The organism is Anaerosalibacter sp. Marseille-P3206, from assembly GCF_900155565.1.
Lineage (GTDB): Bacteria > Bacillota > Clostridia > Tissierellales > Sporanaerobacteraceae > FUHM01.
Window position 1 is genome coordinate 23957 of the sequence record NZ_FUHM01000001.1, and the last position, 16393, is coordinate 40349.

At 30.4% G+C, this 16393-nt stretch carries 17 protein-coding genes and 3 tRNA genes; 18 read left to right on the forward strand and 2 right to left on the reverse strand.

The genetic code is table 11. From position 1 onward, the window contains the following. Positions 1-18 precede the first annotated feature (18 nt). Positions 19-94 (reverse strand) — tRNA-Thr (locus BQ9840_RS00200). Between the two features lie 86 nt (positions 95-180). Further along, positions 181-269 (reverse strand) — tRNA-Leu (locus tag BQ9840_RS00205). A gap of 112 nt (positions 270-381) precedes the next feature. On the opposite strand from BQ9840_RS00205, the gene polA reads away from it, so the two are divergent. The 18 genes from polA (at position 382) to mreD (ending at position 16391) form a co-directional block, all read left to right on the forward strand. Further along, positions 382-3069 (forward strand): DNA polymerase I, encoded by a 2688-nt coding sequence (polA, locus tag BQ9840_RS00210; RefSeq protein WP_200804831.1) that lies wholly within the window; start codon positions 382-384, stop codon positions 3067-3069. Next, positions 3056-3673, forward strand: a complete 618-nt coding sequence (gene coaE / locus BQ9840_RS00215) for a dephospho-CoA kinase (RefSeq protein ID WP_077366913.1) — start codon at positions 3056-3058, stop codon at positions 3671-3673. The genes polA and coaE overlap by 14 nt, the downstream gene beginning before the upstream one ends. Before the next feature lie 17 nt (positions 3674-3690). Further along, positions 3691-4323 carry a lytic transglycosylase domain-containing protein gene (locus BQ9840_RS00220; protein ID WP_369800148.1) on the forward strand — a complete coding sequence of 211 codons (633 nt, stop codon included), beginning with the start codon at positions 3691-3693 and terminating at the stop codon, positions 4321-4323. A gap of 21 nt (positions 4324-4344) precedes the next feature. Then, on the forward strand, positions 4345-6084 hold the full coding sequence (locus BQ9840_RS00225; RefSeq protein ID WP_077366917.1) for a peptide ABC transporter substrate-binding protein: 1740 nt from the start codon (positions 4345-4347) through the stop codon (positions 6082-6084). Between the two features lie 125 nt (positions 6085-6209). Continuing rightward, positions 6210-6296 (forward strand) — tRNA-Leu (locus tag BQ9840_RS00230). A gap of 328 nt (positions 6297-6624) precedes the next feature. After that, a complete protein-coding gene (rsxC, locus tag BQ9840_RS00235; protein WP_077366919.1) occupies positions 6625-7956 on the forward strand; it encodes an electron transport complex subunit RsxC in 1332 nt (443 codons plus the stop codon). Positions 7957-7974: 18 nt separating this feature from the next. Next, on the forward strand, positions 7975-8913 hold the full coding sequence (locus tag BQ9840_RS00240; RefSeq protein WP_077366921.1) for an RnfABCDGE type electron transport complex subunit D: 939 nt from the start codon (positions 7975-7977) through the stop codon (positions 8911-8913). Next, a complete protein-coding gene (locus tag BQ9840_RS00245) occupies positions 8914-9495 on the forward strand; it encodes an RnfABCDGE type electron transport complex subunit G (protein ID WP_077366923.1) in 582 nt (193 codons plus the stop codon). Between the two features lie 26 nt (positions 9496-9521). Continuing rightward, on the forward strand, positions 9522-10163 hold the full coding sequence (rsxE, locus tag BQ9840_RS00250) for an electron transport complex subunit RsxE (protein ID WP_097677437.1): 642 nt from the start codon (positions 9522-9524) through the stop codon (positions 10161-10163). A 20-nt stretch (positions 10164-10183) separates the two neighbouring features. Then, positions 10184-10756, forward strand: coding sequence for an electron transport complex subunit RsxA (gene rsxA / locus BQ9840_RS00255; protein WP_077366925.1), 573 nt, complete (start codon positions 10184-10186; stop codon positions 10754-10756). Between the two features lie 12 nt (positions 10757-10768). Beyond that, positions 10769-11590, forward strand: a complete 822-nt coding sequence (locus BQ9840_RS00260; RefSeq protein WP_077366927.1) for an RnfABCDGE type electron transport complex subunit B — start codon at positions 10769-10771, stop codon at positions 11588-11590. Positions 11591-11713: 123 nt separating this feature from the next. Continuing rightward, positions 11714-12094, forward strand: coding sequence for a NusG domain II-containing protein (locus tag BQ9840_RS00265; RefSeq protein WP_077366929.1), 381 nt, complete (start codon positions 11714-11716; stop codon positions 12092-12094). Positions 12095-12109: 15 nt separating this feature from the next. Continuing rightward, on the forward strand, positions 12110-12631 hold the full coding sequence (locus tag BQ9840_RS00270) for a Gx transporter family protein (RefSeq protein ID WP_077366931.1): 522 nt from the start codon (positions 12110-12112) through the stop codon (positions 12629-12631). Between the two features lie 19 nt (positions 12632-12650). Then, positions 12651-13232 carry a Maf family protein gene (locus tag BQ9840_RS00275; protein ID WP_077366933.1) on the forward strand — a complete coding sequence of 194 codons (582 nt, stop codon included), beginning with the start codon at positions 12651-12653 and terminating at the stop codon, positions 13230-13232. A 19-nt stretch (positions 13233-13251) separates the two neighbouring features. Further along, on the forward strand, positions 13252-13959 hold the full coding sequence (radC, locus tag BQ9840_RS00280; RefSeq protein WP_077366935.1) for a RadC family protein: 708 nt from the start codon (positions 13252-13254) through the stop codon (positions 13957-13959). 30 nt (positions 13960-13989) lie between these two features. Next, positions 13990-15018 carry a rod shape-determining protein gene (locus BQ9840_RS00285; RefSeq protein ID WP_077366937.1) on the forward strand — a complete coding sequence of 343 codons (1029 nt, stop codon included), beginning with the start codon at positions 13990-13992 and terminating at the stop codon, positions 15016-15018. A 16-nt stretch (positions 15019-15034) separates the two neighbouring features. Then, on the forward strand, positions 15035-15874 hold the full coding sequence (mreC, locus tag BQ9840_RS00290; RefSeq protein WP_077366939.1) for a rod shape-determining protein MreC: 840 nt from the start codon (positions 15035-15037) through the stop codon (positions 15872-15874). Between the two features lie 16 nt (positions 15875-15890). Next, positions 15891-16391: a rod shape-determining protein MreD gene (gene mreD / locus BQ9840_RS00295; RefSeq protein ID WP_097677447.1), complete on the forward strand. Its 501-nt coding sequence runs from the start codon at positions 15891-15893 to the stop codon at positions 16389-16391. Positions 16392-16393 lie beyond the last annotated feature (2 nt).

Below are 16393 nucleotides of genomic sequence, written 5' to 3' on the forward strand. Positions count from 1 at the left end.
ACCTTTATAAGGTGGCTTTGGAGCTTCATGGGGGACTTGAACCCCCGACCTACTGATTACGAATCAGTTGCGCTACCAACTGCGCTAATGAAGCATATAAGCATAGAAATGCGATTTTAATTAAATATAACAGCTAGTCTTAATAGACTAGCTGTTATATTTAAACTATTATTTTATCAATGGTGCCGAAGGCGGGAATCGAACCCGCACGAGGGTTAAGCCTCACAGGATTTTGAGTCCAGCGCGTCTGCCAGTTCCACCACTTCGGCTCATTCAATTACAAAAGATATAATAACATAAAACAAATTAAAAATCAAGGATTTTATTTGTTTACTCAAAACTTTTTTTACGATATACTAAATACATACTAATATAGAAGGGATGATTATTTTGGGAAAAGATAGATTAATGATAATAGATGGAAGTAGTTTAATATATAGGGCATTTTATGCTCTACCACTCTTATCTACAAAAGATGGCATATATACAAATGGAGTATATGGATTTTTGACTATGTTATATAAAATTAAAGAGGAATATGATCCAAAATATTTATGTGTTGCCTTTGATAAAAAAGGTCCAACTTTTAGACATTTAGAATTTGAACAATATAAGGCTAATAGAGATAAGGCACCAAATGAATTGTCATTACAATTTCCAATTTTAAAGGATGTTTTAAATGCAATGAATGTAAATCAAATAGAAATTGATGGCTTTGAAGCTGATGACATAGCTGGTACAGTAGCTAAATTTGGAGAAGCGAACGATTTAGATGTTATATTAGTTTCAGGGGACAAAGATTATCTACAGTTGGTATCTGAAAAGAGTAAAGTATTGTTAACAAGAAAAGGGATAACTGAACTTGAAGAATATGATTTAGATGCCATGTCAAATAAATATGGTATAACACCTGAGCAATTCATTGACTTAAAAGGACTTATGGGAGATAATTCTGACAATATACCTGGAGTACCTGGTATTGGAGAAAAAACAGGTTTAAAACTATTAAAGCAATTTAATTCAATGGAAAATATTTATGAACATATTGAAGAAGTAAGAGGGAATAAGACAAGGGAATCTCTTATAGAGCATAAACAACAAGCTTTTATGAGCAGAAAATTAGCTGAAATTGTAACCAATGTACCTATTGATCTAGATATTGAAAAAATGGAATTAGTTGAACCTGATTGGGAAAAGTTAAAGATTATCTATGAAAAGCTTGAATTTAAGTCATTAATTGAAAAAATACCAAATGACAAAGTAGAAGTGGATACCAAAACATTTGAAACTAATTTTACTATTGTTGAATCTAAAGTAGATTTTGAAAAGATCATTGAGAATATAGAAAAAACTAAAAAATTTGCTTTTAAGTTTGTAATATCAGATGAGAACATACATAAGGGTGAGATATTAGGTATAGCTATAAAAACAGAAGACTCTAATACTTATTACATAAACTTTGAAGGAAATGAACTTTTACCTTGTTTTATAAATAGTTTTAAAAATATATTTGAAAGAGAAGATATAGGAAAAATAGGTCATAATCTAAAAAATGATATAGTAATACTTTTCAAATTAGGTATAAATGTTACATCTATTACTTTTGATACAATAATTGGTCAATATTTAATCAATCCTTCTCAAACAAATTATAGCATCAGTGAGTTAGCAAATGAGTATTTAAATATTCAAATAGAAGGTGAAGAAGATTTACTTGGTAAAGGTAAAAACAAAAAAACATATAAATCTTTAACTGTAGAACAACGAGGAGAGTATACTTCAAAGATATTAGACTTAGTATTTATGTTAGAAAATGAAATACTAGGTATCATTGAAAGTCAAGGAATGAATGAACTTTTTAATAATGTAGAATTACCTCTTATAGAGGTATTAGCTAGTATGGAGTACTATGGATTTAAAATAGACATGGACATATTGAAAGATTTAGGAACAAAATTTGATGAGGAAATAGAAGGATTAACTAAAGAGATATATTCTCTAGCAGGAGAAGAATTCAATATCAACTCGCCAAAACAGCTGGGAGAAATACTTTTTGATAAATTAGATTTGCCAGTTATTAAGAAGACCAAAACTGGATATTCTACAAATGCAGAGGTTCTTGATAAGTTATTTGATAAACATCCAATTATAGAAAAAATACTAAAGTATAGACAAATAATAAAGCTAAAATCAACTTATATTGATGGATTAATAGCATTAGTAGATGAAGATACAAACAGAATACATTCTAGTTTCAATCAAACCGTTACAAATACAGGAAGGATAAGTAGCACTGAACCTAATCTTCAAAACATACCAGTAAAAACTGAAGAAGGTAGGGAAATAAGGAAGGCATTTGTTTCACAAAATCAAGATTATGTGTTAGTTGATGGAGACTATTCTCAAATTGAATTGAGAGTATTAGCTCATATTTCAGATGATCCAAAATTGAAAGAAGCTTTTTATCATAATGAAGATATTCATACAAAAACTGCTAGCGAAGTATTTGGGGTTGCAAAAGAGGAGGTAACACCTCTTATGAGAAGTAGAGCAAAGGCAGTAAACTTTGGAATAGTTTATGGGATTAGTGATTATGGCTTGTCTAGAGATTTGAATATTTCTAGGAAAGAAGCAAAAGAGTATATAGATAATTATTTGAATAACTATGAAAAAGTAAATGAATATATGGATAATATAATTGAAGTGGGAAAAAGAGATGGATTTGTTGAAACCATATTGCATAGAAGGAGATATTTACCAGAGCTTAAATCTAAAAACTTTGTAGTTAGATCTTTTGGTGAGAGAATTGCAATGAATACGCCAATTCAAGGAAGTGCAGCAGATATAATTAAAGTAGCTATGGTGAAAATTTATACCAAGCTAAAAAAAGGAAAATTCAAATCTAGATTGATACTTCAAGTCCATGATGAGCTGATAATAGAGGCACATAAAGATGAAATAGAAAGGGTAAAAGAATTGTTGCAAGAAGTTATGGAAGATGCTATAACATTAAGTGTGCCATTAAAAGTAGATATGAAGGTAGGTAACAATTGGTATGAAACAAAATAGTTGTAAGGTTATAGGTATTACAGGAGGAATAGCATCTGGGAAGAGTACTGTTACAGAGGTATTAATAAAAGAAGGTTTCAAAATAATAGATGCAGATAAAATTGCTAGAAAAGTAGTTGAAATAGGAAAACCCGCTTATACAGAAATCGTAAATACATTTGGTGTAGAAATATTAGAATCAGATTTAAATATCAACAGAAGAAGACTAGGACAATTAGTATTTAATGATTCAAATCTTATAGATAAGTTAAATAAAATAATTCATCCTAAGATATTTGAAGAAATTGTACATTTAATTGATAATTATTGCAAAAGTCAAAGGGTAATATTTATTGATGTCCCTCTATTAATTGAAGAACTAGATAATTTCAAATTATATGATGTGAATATAGATGAGATATGGTTAGTATATATAGATAGAGAAGAACAGTTGAAAAGACTTATAAAAAGAGATAAATATGATTGCGAGGAAGCAATAGCTAGGATTAATTCACAGATGTCTTTAGAAAAGAAAAGAGAATATGCAACTGTGATAATAGACAACAATAATGGAATCGATGAATTAATAATAAAAGTAAAAAAACTAATTGAACCTTTCAAGTAGACATCGGAGGGATGTTTTTGAAAAAAATAATTATAATTATATTGTTTATATTATTATTGTTTATGGGAATTAATATTGGATTAAAATTAGTTTATCCACTTCATTATACGGAGTATATAATTAAGTATTCTAGTGAATACGAGATAGATCCACATTTAGTTGCAGCAATAATCAATGTTGAAAGTAATTATGATGTAAATGCTAAGTCTCAGAAAGAAGCTAGAGGCCTTATGCAGATATCACCTACTACTGCAAAATGGGCTTCAAATAAATTGAATATGGAAGACTTTTCTTTAGAGAGTCTTTATAATCCTAAAACAAATATTCAAATTGGCTGTTGGTATATAAATGTATTAAATGAGGAGTTTAATGGAAACTTAAAACTGATTTTAGCTGCATATAATGGTGGCAGTGGTAATGTGAATAAATGGCTTAAAAACGATGAGTACAGTAAGGATGGAGAGAATCTACATGATATTCCATTTAAAGAGACAGATGAGTATGTAAAAAAGGTATTAAAAAACTATAGTATGTATAAAAAAATATATAAAAATACTTTTGAACAGGGGCAAAACAAATTAGATTCTCTATTAGGAAACAGCATAATAATACTAAAAAAAATGTTAAAACAGTTTTTAGCAAATATCTAGTTTGGGTAGGAGGAAACAAACTTGAAAAAAAAGAGCATTATGACTATATTATTGATTATAGTTATTTCATTAATGGTATCGGGTTGTGATAAAAAGGACAATCTAATAAAAAACATTGATTTTAGAGAAGGAGAAAATCAAACTACTTCAAAAGAAGAAGAACCTAAATATGGTGGAGAATTAGTATTGCCTATAACAACTATTAAATCTCTTAATCCTCTTTTGAGTGAAAATGTAAGTTACTATTATTTTAGCAAGTTGATATTTGAGAGTTTATTTGAATTAGATAATGATATGAATGTAAAGAATGTTTTGGTAGAAGATTACTCACTAGAAAATGGAGGCAAAATAGTTAATATAAATTTAAGGAATGATGTGTTCTGGCATGATGGAGAGAAATTTACAGCAGAGGATGTAAAGTTTACTATTGATTCGATAAAGTTTGGAAGTAGTGAGTCGGCTTATAGGAGTTTGATTTTGAGTGGGGTTAAACCTTTTGGTTCATCTGATATACGTCATGTTTTAGATGTAAATGTAACAGGAGATTATACTTTAAAAATAATATTTGATAAAAGTTATAGTAATGCATTAGAAATATTGACATTTCCAATAATACCAAAACATAGATTTGCAATGGGAAAAAGTGAAAAAGACTCTTATTTAAATGCTTTAGCAAGTAATATAACTCCAGTTGGAACTGGACCTTACAAATTTGATGAATATGAGAAGTTGAAAACTATTAAACTTAAAGTAAATGAGAGTTGGTGGAAAGGTAAACCCTATATAGAAACTATTATAGGCAAAATGTTAGATGATGATGAATTGGTTCTCACTTCTTTTGAAACAGGACAGATAGATTTAGCTAATACAGTAGGTATTGATTGGGAGAAATATGCACAAAGTGAAAGAGTTAAAATATATGAATATATTGGGCAGAACTATGAGTTTCTAGCTTTTAACTTTTCAAAGAAGATGTTCCAAGGAGAATCTGGAGTTGCAATTAGAAAGGCAATTGCTTATGGTATAGATATTCAAGATATAATACAAAAAGTATATTTGGGACATGCTACTCAAATTGATGTTCCAATTCACCCTAATTCTTGGCTTGTAAGTGAAGATGCTAATGCCTATGGATATAATACTACTGTTGCAAAAAAAATATTAGAAGACGCCGGATGGACTAATGTTGATGGAATTTATAGAGATGAATCTGGGAATAAGCTTTCTATAACATTGACAACAGATAACAATAACTTGCTTAGAATAAAAGCAGCTGATATGATTGCAGAGAACTTAAATGCTATTGGAATAGAGGTAATAAAAGATTATAATACAAATATTCCTGATAAGCTAACAGATGAAATGATAAACAATGAATGGGAAAAGTTTCAAGGAAAGATTTCCAAAGGAAACTTTGATGTAGCATTATTAGGGTGGAATTTGGCAAGTATTCCTGATTTGTCCTTTGCTTTTCATTCGTCTCAGATAAAACAAGGAACAAATTTTATAAGATATAGTGATGAAAAAATGGATGAATTATTGGTGGGCGCTTTTAGTGCACCAAATAGGAATATGAAAAGTGAAGCCTATAAAAAGTTACAAAATCATATCGTAGAAGAACTACCCTATGTGAGCCTTTATTTTAGAAATAAATCAATACTTGTAGATAAGAAAATAAAAGGAAATATATCTCCTACTTTTTTTAATATATATTCTAATATTGAAGAATGGTATATTTCCAGTGAATACCATAAAAAATAAGGGTTGATAATATTTAAAAAATGTTTATAATATTACTATGGATGAATGATTGTAAAAAAGGTGGAATTAGCATATGTAATTTGCTGTTCCACCTATTAGTAGTTGAGACAATGATTTAAATCTATGCAGAGGTGGTGGAATTGGTATACACGATAGCTTGAGGGGCTATTGGTGGAAACGCTGTGAGGGTTCGAATCCCTTCCTCTGCACCAACTAAAAATAGGTTTAAGATATTTTTACTTTATAATAAATATCTTAAACCTATTTTTTTATTTATTTTATTTAAGTATAAAGGCCTACTATGTGAGTTTTTTAACAATATATACAAGTTTATAAAATAGTGCTATAATTAAAATATCATAATGAAAGAGACCCAAATGAAGATTTATGGGTCTTTTAATATGATATTTCCGTTTTACTAAAAAAAGTATTTGATAAAATTAGTACTTAATTTTTTAAATGTGTTAAAAGTTAAAAGGGCTTCATGGATTAAAAATTATAGAAGCCTTTTTTACAATATCATTAAGAGAGGTGGAAAAGATGAAGCTAGAGAATCTTACTTTTAAAGGAGGAGTTCATGTTCCTCATTATAAGGAATTAACACAAGGAATTCCCCTTAAAAGTGCAAAAGAACCAGAAATGGTTATTATACCTTTACAACAACATATTGGAGCTCCTTGTGATCCACTGGTAAAGGTTGGTGACAGGGTAAAAGTAGGACAGAAAATCGGACAAGCTAAGGCATTTGTGTCAGCGCCTGTTCATTCAAGCATAGCTGGTATTGTTAAAAAAATAGCACCTATGACTACACCTACTGGAATGAATATCAATTGTATAACAATTGAGTCAGATGGAACTAATGAATTAGATGAGAGTGTGAAACCAAAGGGTACATTAGAATCCCTTAGTTCCAAAGAAGTACTTGAAATCATTAAGGAATCTGGAATTACCGGTATGGGTGGTGCAGGATTTCCTACTCATGTTAAATTATCACCACCACCAGAGAAGAAAATCGACACCATAATATTAAATGGAGCAGAATGTGAGCCTTACCTTACTGCTGACCATAGATTAATGTTAGAAAGACCTGAAATGGTCGTATTAGGTTTAAAAGCAATAATGAAGGCTGTTGAAGTAGATAGAGGTTTTATAGCTATAGAGGATAACAAGCCTGATGCTATTGATTCAATGAGAAAGGCCTGTGCTGGGGAAACAAATATTAAATTAGTAACTTTAAAGGCAAAGTTTCCTCAAGGAGATGAAAAGCGTATTATCAACGCAGTAACAGGAAGAGAAGTACCATCTGGAGGACTTCCAATGGATGTTGGCGTTGTTGTTGATAACGTAGGTACAGCAAATGCAATAGCAGAAGCTATTAAATTTGGAAAACCATTATATGAGAGAATAGTTACAGTTACAGGAAAAGGAATTATGGAACCACAAAACTTAATTGTAAAAATTGGAACTTCTTTTAATGAGGTAATTGAACAATGTGGTGGTTATAAAGGAACTCCTGGAAAACTGATTATGGGTGGACCAATGATGGGATTAAGTCAATTTACAGATGAAATACCTGTTATCAAAGGAACTTCAGGTATTTTGATACTAACTGAAGAAGAAGTAAAACCACAACCAGTAGCACCATGTATTAAATGTGGTAAATGTGTACAAGTATGTCCAGTTCATTTACAACCATTATATATTAGCAAATTTTCTTTAAATAAGAAATATGATAAAGCTGAAGAATCAAGGGCATTAGATTGTATTGAATGTGGTTCATGTTCTTTTATTTGTCCAGCTAAAAGACCTTTAGTAGAGTCAATTAGGGTGGCAAAAAGAGAGATAATTGCAAAGAGGAAAAAAGCTAAATAAAGATAGGAGGAATAACTAATGAATAATACACTATTCGCCTCTTCTTCTCCACATATTAGATCAGAAGAGAGTGTTAAAAGGATAATGTTAGATGTATGTATTGCACTAACACCAGCGATAATAGGTAGTATATATTTTTTTGGATTTAAAGCATTTAAGCTTATATTATTATCCGTTGTATCAGCAGTGGTATTTGAAGCTTTAACACAAAAGGCTTTAAAAAAACCTGTTACAATAGATGATTTTAGTGCAGTGGTAACAGGTATACTTTTGGCTTTCAATTTACCTGCTAATGCACCATGGTGGATTCCAGTTGTAGGTTCAGCTTTTGCAATTATAATAGTAAAACAATTTTTTGGTGGATTGGGTGAAAATTTTATGAACCCAGCATTAGCTGCAAGAGCAATGTTATTAACTTCATGGCCTGGAATTATGTCAACTTTCACAGCACCAGGTCCAGATGCAGTTACAACTGCTACACCATTAGCAATTATGAAAGGTTTAGCAGGAACAGAAATAACATTACCAAGTTTAAGTCAAATGTTTGTAGGTAATATTGGAGGAGCAATTGGAGAAACTTCATCACTGTTATTATTAATCGGTGCAGTTTATCTATTATTAAGAGGAGTTATTGATTGGAAGACTCCAATTTCATTTATAGGAACTACTGTTATAATGTTATTCTTATTTGGAGTAGAACCAAATCTTATTCCATACCATATTTTTGGCGGTGGTTTGATATTAGGATCATTTTATATGGCAACAGACTATTCATCAACACCAGTTACCCCTATGGGTAAAATAGTATTTGGTATAGGTGCGGGATTTTTAACTGCTCTTATTAGAGTAAAAGGAGGATATCCTGAAGGTGTTTCATATTCTATATTGTTAATGAATGTAGCAACACCACTTATAGAAAGATTTACTAGGCCTAAAGTATTTGGGGAGGTGAAGTAAGTGAATGATACATTAAAACTAGGACTTATATTACTAATAATCACTTCTATATCAGCAGTGGTATTAGCAGTATCAAATAACGTTACTTCTGTGGCAATAGAAGAGCAAGCAAAAATATTAAATGATACAGCTAGAAGAGAAGTGTTTGAAGATGCTAAAGAATTTGAAGAAATAGAAAGTGAAGTTCTAGATAGCATAAAAGAAAATAAAAATGAAGTAAAAGAAATATATAAAGCTTTTGATAGTGATGGAAACGTAATAGGATATACAATATCTTTGGATACAAAGGCATATCATGGAAATGTTGAACTATTAGTAGGTATAACAATAGATAAAAAAGTTGCTGGAATTAAGGTTTTAAATCATAGTGAAACTCCTGGTTTAGGAGCTAAGGCAGCAGAACCTGATTTCCAAAATAGATTTGTAGATAAATCAGCAGAAGGCGAATTAACTGTGGTAAAAGAAGAGACAACTTCCGATGATGAGATACAAGCTATAAGTAGTGCTACTATAACAACAAAAGGAGTTGTAAATGGAGTTAACTCAGCAATTGAGATATATAATGAAGTTTTAGCGAAATAAGGATTTACTCTTTGGAGGTGTAAAAATTGAAGTTATCTAAAGTATTTAAAGATGGGTTGTTTAAAGATAATCCAATATTTGTACAACTTGTTGGAATGTGTTCTACCCTTGCAGTAACAACATCAGTTAAAAATGGTTTGGCAATGGGAATTGCTGTAACAGTTGTATTAATGGGTTCGAATCTTGTAATATCACTTATTAGAAATATAATACCGGATAAAATTCGTATTCCGTCATTTATAGTCGTAATTGCTACATTTGTAACAATTATTGATATGTTTATGAAGGCTTATTCACCAGAGCTTTATAGTGCATTAGGAATATTTATTCCATTGATAGTAGTTAACTGTATAATATTTGCGAGAGCAGAAGCTTTTGCTTCAAAAAATGGAATAGTTCCATCTCTAGTAGATGGTTTGGGAATGGGACTAGGGTATACTATGGCATTAACTATATTAGCGGTTGTAAGAGAATTATTTGGTGCAGGGACTATTTTAGGTTATCAAATTATGCCTGAAGCATATCAACCAGCATCTATAGCTATAATGCCACCAGGAGCTTTTATTATTCTTGGAATTCTTATAGGTATATTTAATAAAATTAGAATGAATAATGAAGAAAAGAAAAAAGATGAAATGAAAGGTAAAAAAACTGCTGTTGAAGCTTAGTGTAAGGGGGGAAATGTTAGATGTCATTGTTTACGATTTTGATTAGTACTATATTTGTTAATAATTATGTTTTTGCTAGATTTTTAGGTATCTGTCCGTTTTTAGGAGTTTCAAAGAAGACAGAAACGGCATTTGGAATGGGAGTTGCTGTAACTTTTGTTATAACACTTGCTTCTGTTATAACTTGGATGATACAAAAAGCTATATTAGATAAATTAGGTCTTGAATATCTTCAAACCATTGTATTTATTTTAGTAATTGCTACATTAGTTCAATTTGTTGAGATGGTTATGAAAAAGACAAGTCCTACACTTTATAGTGCTCTTGGAGTATATTTACCTTTAATAACTACAAACTGTGTTGTATTAGGAGTTGCAATATTAAATATTCAAGAAGGATATAATTTAATCCAAACAATTGTTAACTCTATAGGAGCATCTGTAGGTTTTGGCCTAGCATTAGTATTGATGGCTGGAGTTAGAGAACAATTAGAACTTTCTGATATACCAAAACCATTAGAGGGTTTTCCAATTGCGCTTATTTCAGCAGGGCTAATGTCAATAGCATTTCTAGGATTTAATGGACTTGTATAGGGGGTTAAAAAAATGAGTATAATATTATATCCATTATTAGTATTAGGAGGGTTAGGATTATTATTTGGTATAATTCTTTCATTAGCCTCAAAAGCTTTTGCAGTTGAAACAGACCCTAAGGTAGAAGAAGTAAGAAGTGTTCTTCCTGGAGCGAATTGTGGAGCCTGTGGATACCCAGGATGTGATGGATTTGCTTCTTCAGTTGTTGAAGGAAAAGCACCTGTAAATGGTTGTGCTGTAGGTGGAAAAGCGGTTGCTGAAAAAGTTGCAAAAATAATGGGCGTAGGAGCTGGGGAAACTGAAAAGAAAGTGGCTGTAGTATTATGTCAAGGTAATAATTCAAAAGCAGTTAAGAAATATAAATATATTGGAATTCATGATTGTAAGGCAGCAAATATAGTATCAGGTGGAGATAAAGCCTGTCAATATGGTTGTCTAGGTCTTGGAAGCTGTAAAGATGTTTGTAAATTTGGTGCTATAGAAATAGTAGATGGAATTGCTGTTATCGATCCAGAAAAATGTACTTCTTGTGGTCAATGTATAAAAGCATGTCCAAAGGGTATTATACAATTAGTGCCTTATTCTCAAAAATTGGTTGTAAAATGTAGAAGTTTAGAATTTGGTAAACCAGTAAAAGAAAAATGTAGTACTGGATGTATTGGATGTCAAATGTGCGTAAGAGCATGTCCTGCGGAACCAAAAGCTATGCAATTCGAAAATAATGTACCTCATATAGATTATGAGAAATGTATTAATTGTGGACTATGTGCTGAAAAATGTCCAACGGGTGCCATATGGTCTATTCTAGAAAAAAAGAAAGTAGCAGATAAATAAAAAGAAAAGGGCCTAGTTTAGGCCTTTTTCTTTTTATTCATTCATAAAATTGTAACTTGTAAATGAAAAATATTAATGGTAAACTTAATATGTGAATCATAGTAAAAAAAAGGGTGTTTTTAGTTGACAAAAGGGGATAAATATTTAATAATTTTTATTATAGTAATTAGTTTATTGTCACTATTTTATGCAAAAAAAGCTATTACTAGATATGATGAAAAATATATACTTATTCAAGTAGATGGTAAAGACTATAAAAAAATATCTTTTGGGCCAGAAGTTATAGGAAAAAAGATACCAATAAAAACCGAATTCGGATATAATCTAATTGAAATAGGAGATGGAAAGGTAAGGATAATTGAATCAGATTGTCCAGATAAATTAGGTGTTAAACAAGGATATATATCTAATCCTGGAGAGGTTATAGTTTGTTTACCAAATAGATTAGTAATTGAAATTAAGGGAGATAGTATAGATGAGGATTTAGATTATATTAGTCATTAAAGAAAGTGTGATAAAGTGAAAAATTTAAAAAAACTTATTTTTTTGTCCTTATTAGTTTCACTTGGACTTGCTTTAAGTATCATTGAATCTTTCATTCCAATCCCATTTATTGTTCCAGGAGCAAAATTAGGATTGTCAAATATGGTTGTTTTGATAACTCTTGTAGTTTTTGGATTCAAAGAAGCCTTAATTGTTGGAATACTTAAAAGCTTAGTTTTTACACTAGCTACAGGAAGTATTTCAAGTTTATTTTATAGTTTATCAGGCTCAATATTGAGCTGTATAACTATGTTTTTAGTGTTTAAATATTTTTCAAATATTTTTAGTTTGATTGGGGTTAGTATTTTGGGAGCAGTTGCTCATAACACTGCTCAAATATTAGTAGCTAGTCTGATGATGAATAATTATAAAATATTTTCTTATCTACCTGTTTTACTATTGACTAGTCTTTTCACTGGATATTTTACTGGATTAGCTTCAATATTTATTAGTAAAAATTTAAAAAAGACATTTCCTAAAATATACAAGACAAATTAGTAAAGTATAGGTGATTATTATGAAAAAAATAGTTCTTGCATCTTCTTCTCCTAGGAGAAAAGAGCTTTTAGATAAGTATAACTTAAGTTATAAAATTATATCAAGCAATATCGATGAAGCTACACATATTGGTGAAACACCAGAACAGATAACCATGGCGTTAGCTTACGAAAAAGCTTTAGATGTGGCAAATAAATTGAATGATAATGAAATAATAATTGCTGCAGACACTGTAGTATGTTTTGACAATACTATCTTGGGAAAACCAAAGGACTATATGGAAGCTTTTAATATGTTAAGAATGTTAAGTAATCACTATCATCATGTAATTACAGGAATAGCGATTTTAAAAGCAAACACAGATATTAAAATAATAGACTATGAAAAGACTAAAGTGGTTTTTAGACAGTTAACAGATAAAAAAATAAAAAATTATTTAGAGACATTAGAATACAAAGATAAAGCAGGAGCTTATGCTATTCAGGGAAAGGGAGAAGTGCTTGTAAAGGGAATAGAAGGCTCATATTCAAATGTAGTAGGACTACCTATTACTAAGCTTGAAATGCTTTTAGAAAAGCATTTTGATATGAGTCTATTATGATGATTGAAAGGAGAATACTATGGGGGACAATGTAGATTTAAATACAAGCTACACTATAAAAGATATGCCATTAAGTGAAAGACCTAGAGAAAAACTTTATAAATATGGAGTTAAATCACTATCTAATGCAGAACTTATTGCAGTTATTATACGAACAGGCAATAGAGAAGATACTGCTATTGATTTAGCAAATAGACTTCTAAGTATGGATAGTAAAGGATTAGGATTTTTGTCTGATGCTTCTTTTGAAGAATTGACAAGTGTTAAAGGAATAGGTAAATGCAAAGCATCTCAGATTCTGTCTGCTATAGAACTTGGAAAAAGGATTAGTACTCAGCGTGGAGAAGAAAAAGTAAAAGTTACTTCTCCTATAGATATAGTTAATTTACTTATGGAAGAGATGAGGTATCTAAATAAAGAGCATTTTAATGTTGCTATATTAGATACTAAGAATCAAATAATAAGTATTGAGGGTATTTCTATTGGAAATTTAAACTCATCGATTGTTCATCCTAGGGAAGTATTCAATGCAGCCATTAGACGTAGTGCAAATGCAATTATACTTATTCACAATCATCCAAGTGGAGATCCTACACCGAGTAGGGAAGATATTAATATTACCAATAGAATAATTGAAGCTGGTAATATTATTGGCATTAAGGTATTAGATCACATCATTATAGGAGATAATAGATATATAAGTTTTAAAGAGAGAAGTATAATATAAATTAGACATGCAAGGAAGGAGCTAAAATATATGGGATTATTTAATGCTTTTATTAAAGATATGGGTATTGATTTAGGTACAGCGAACACTTTAGTTTATATTAAGGGAAAGAGTATTGTAACTAGAGAACCTTCTGTAGTTGCAATACATGCCAATACAAATGAGGTTTTAGCCGTTGGTGAAGAAGCAAAGAAGATGATAGGAAGAACACCAGGACATATAGTAGCAATAAGACCGTTAAAAGATGGGGTTATTGCAGATTTCGATATAACTCAAAATATGTTGAAATATTTCATAAAAAAGGCAAATAGTCAACGTTCAATTTTTCAACCTAGAGTGGTAGTCTGTGTGCCATCTGGAGTAACAGAGGTTGAAAAGAGAGCTGTAGAGGAAGCTACAATACATGCAGGAGCTAGGGATGCATATCTTATTGAAGAACCAATGGCTGCAGCTATTGGTGCAGGATTACCAGTACATGAAGCAACAGGTAGTATGATAGTAGATATTGGAGGAGGAACTACAGAAGTTGCAGTTATATCTTTAGGTGGAATTGTAACTAGTAAATCTATCAGAATTGGTGGAGATGAACTTGATGAGTCTATTGTAAGTTATATTAAGAAAGAATATAGTCTTATGATAGGTGAAAGAACTGCTGAAGAAGTAAAAATAGTCATTGGTTCAGCAGATGGAGGCAATAAAGAAACAAAAATGCAAATAAGAGGAAGAGATTTAATCAGTGGTTTACCAAAAACTTTAGAGATTACATCTAGGGAAATTCATGAGGCAATGAAAGAACCAATATCAAATATCATTGATGCTATAAAATTCACCCTAGAAAAGACCCCACCAGAATTGGCATCAGATATTATGGAACAAGGAATCATGCTTACAGGTGGAGGAGCACTCTTGAATGGTATTGATAGACTTATTAAAAGTGAAACTGGAATGCCAGTTCATATTGCTGAAGATCCACTTGATTGTGTAGCAATAGGTACTGGAAGAGCTTTAGATAGTATAGAAGTGCTTAAAAAGACTACTGTAAATTATAAAAGAAATTAATAAGTGGTGATAATAAATGTCGTTTTTTAAAAAATATAAAAATAGAATGATAGTAGCTGTAGTTACTATCATTCTCATTGTTATTATTGGTATGACTAGTAGTGAACGAATTAAATTAACAGGGATAGAAAAAAGCATTGGAAATATACTATCTCCAGTACAAAAGTTTTTTTTCAATATAGGTAAATCTATTTCTGATGCTTTTAGTACTATAGGTAATATAGGAAAAATAAAAGAAGAAAATGAAAAATTAAAAAATGAAATAGCGAAGTTAGAAGATCAAAATAGAAAATATGAAGATATTATTTCTAAAACTGATTTTTTGAGAAATGAATACAAACTTAAAGAGGGTACAAAACATAATTTGATTTCTGCTCAGATTATTGGCAAGGAACCAGAAAATTGGTTTGATAAGTTCACAATAGATAAGGGTACAAAGGATGGAGTAAAAAAAGGTGATACGGTTATACAAGGAGTGGAAGTTGAACAAAATGTAGTTCAAGAAGGCATTATAGGTAGGGTAGCAGATGTAGGAGATAACTGGGCAAAGGTTATTTCAATAATAGATGAAGGTAGCAATATATCTTTTAAAATTATTAGAACACAAGATGGTGGTATTTTGTCTGGAAATGTAGACAATGAAATAAAGGGTTATTTATTTGATAGCAAGGCAGATGTCATGAAGGGAGACAAGCTTTTTACTTCAGGACTAGGTGGAGTTTATGTAAAAGACCTTTATATAGGTGAAATAAGTGATGTAGTAAAAAAAGAAGAAGATTTAATGAAAAGAATATCAGTTTCACCAGCAGTTGACTTTAAAAAGATTTATAAAGTATATATTATTTCCAATAATTAATAAAGGGGTATTTACATTGCAAGGTTTAATTATGTTTATTATAGTTGTGATAAATTTTATATTACAGAGTACAGTATTTCAGTATACAAGAATATTTGGTGTTATGCCAAATACTGCATTAATAATAGTGGTATGTATAGCGATATTGAAAGGCAAACATATTGGTGGTGTAATAGGTCTATTAGCTGGTTTTATACAAGATATTATGTTTAGTCAGACTATAGGGCCTAATGCATTAGTACTTTTTTTTATTGGCTATCTAGTAGGTATGACAGATCAAAAGTTATATAAAGATAGTTTATTTATTCCATTTATTATTACTGCAATATCTACCTTAGCTTATCATGGCTTATATTATGTTTTAATGTTTTTTTTAGGTACGAATATTAGATTTACTTACTTTTTTAAAAGAATAGTATTGATTGAAATACTATATAATAGTATTTTAGCTATTCCCATTTATAAATGGTTTTCAAAAATATTTACCGTTCCTTCCATTCGTTTTGGTAAGAGATAGGA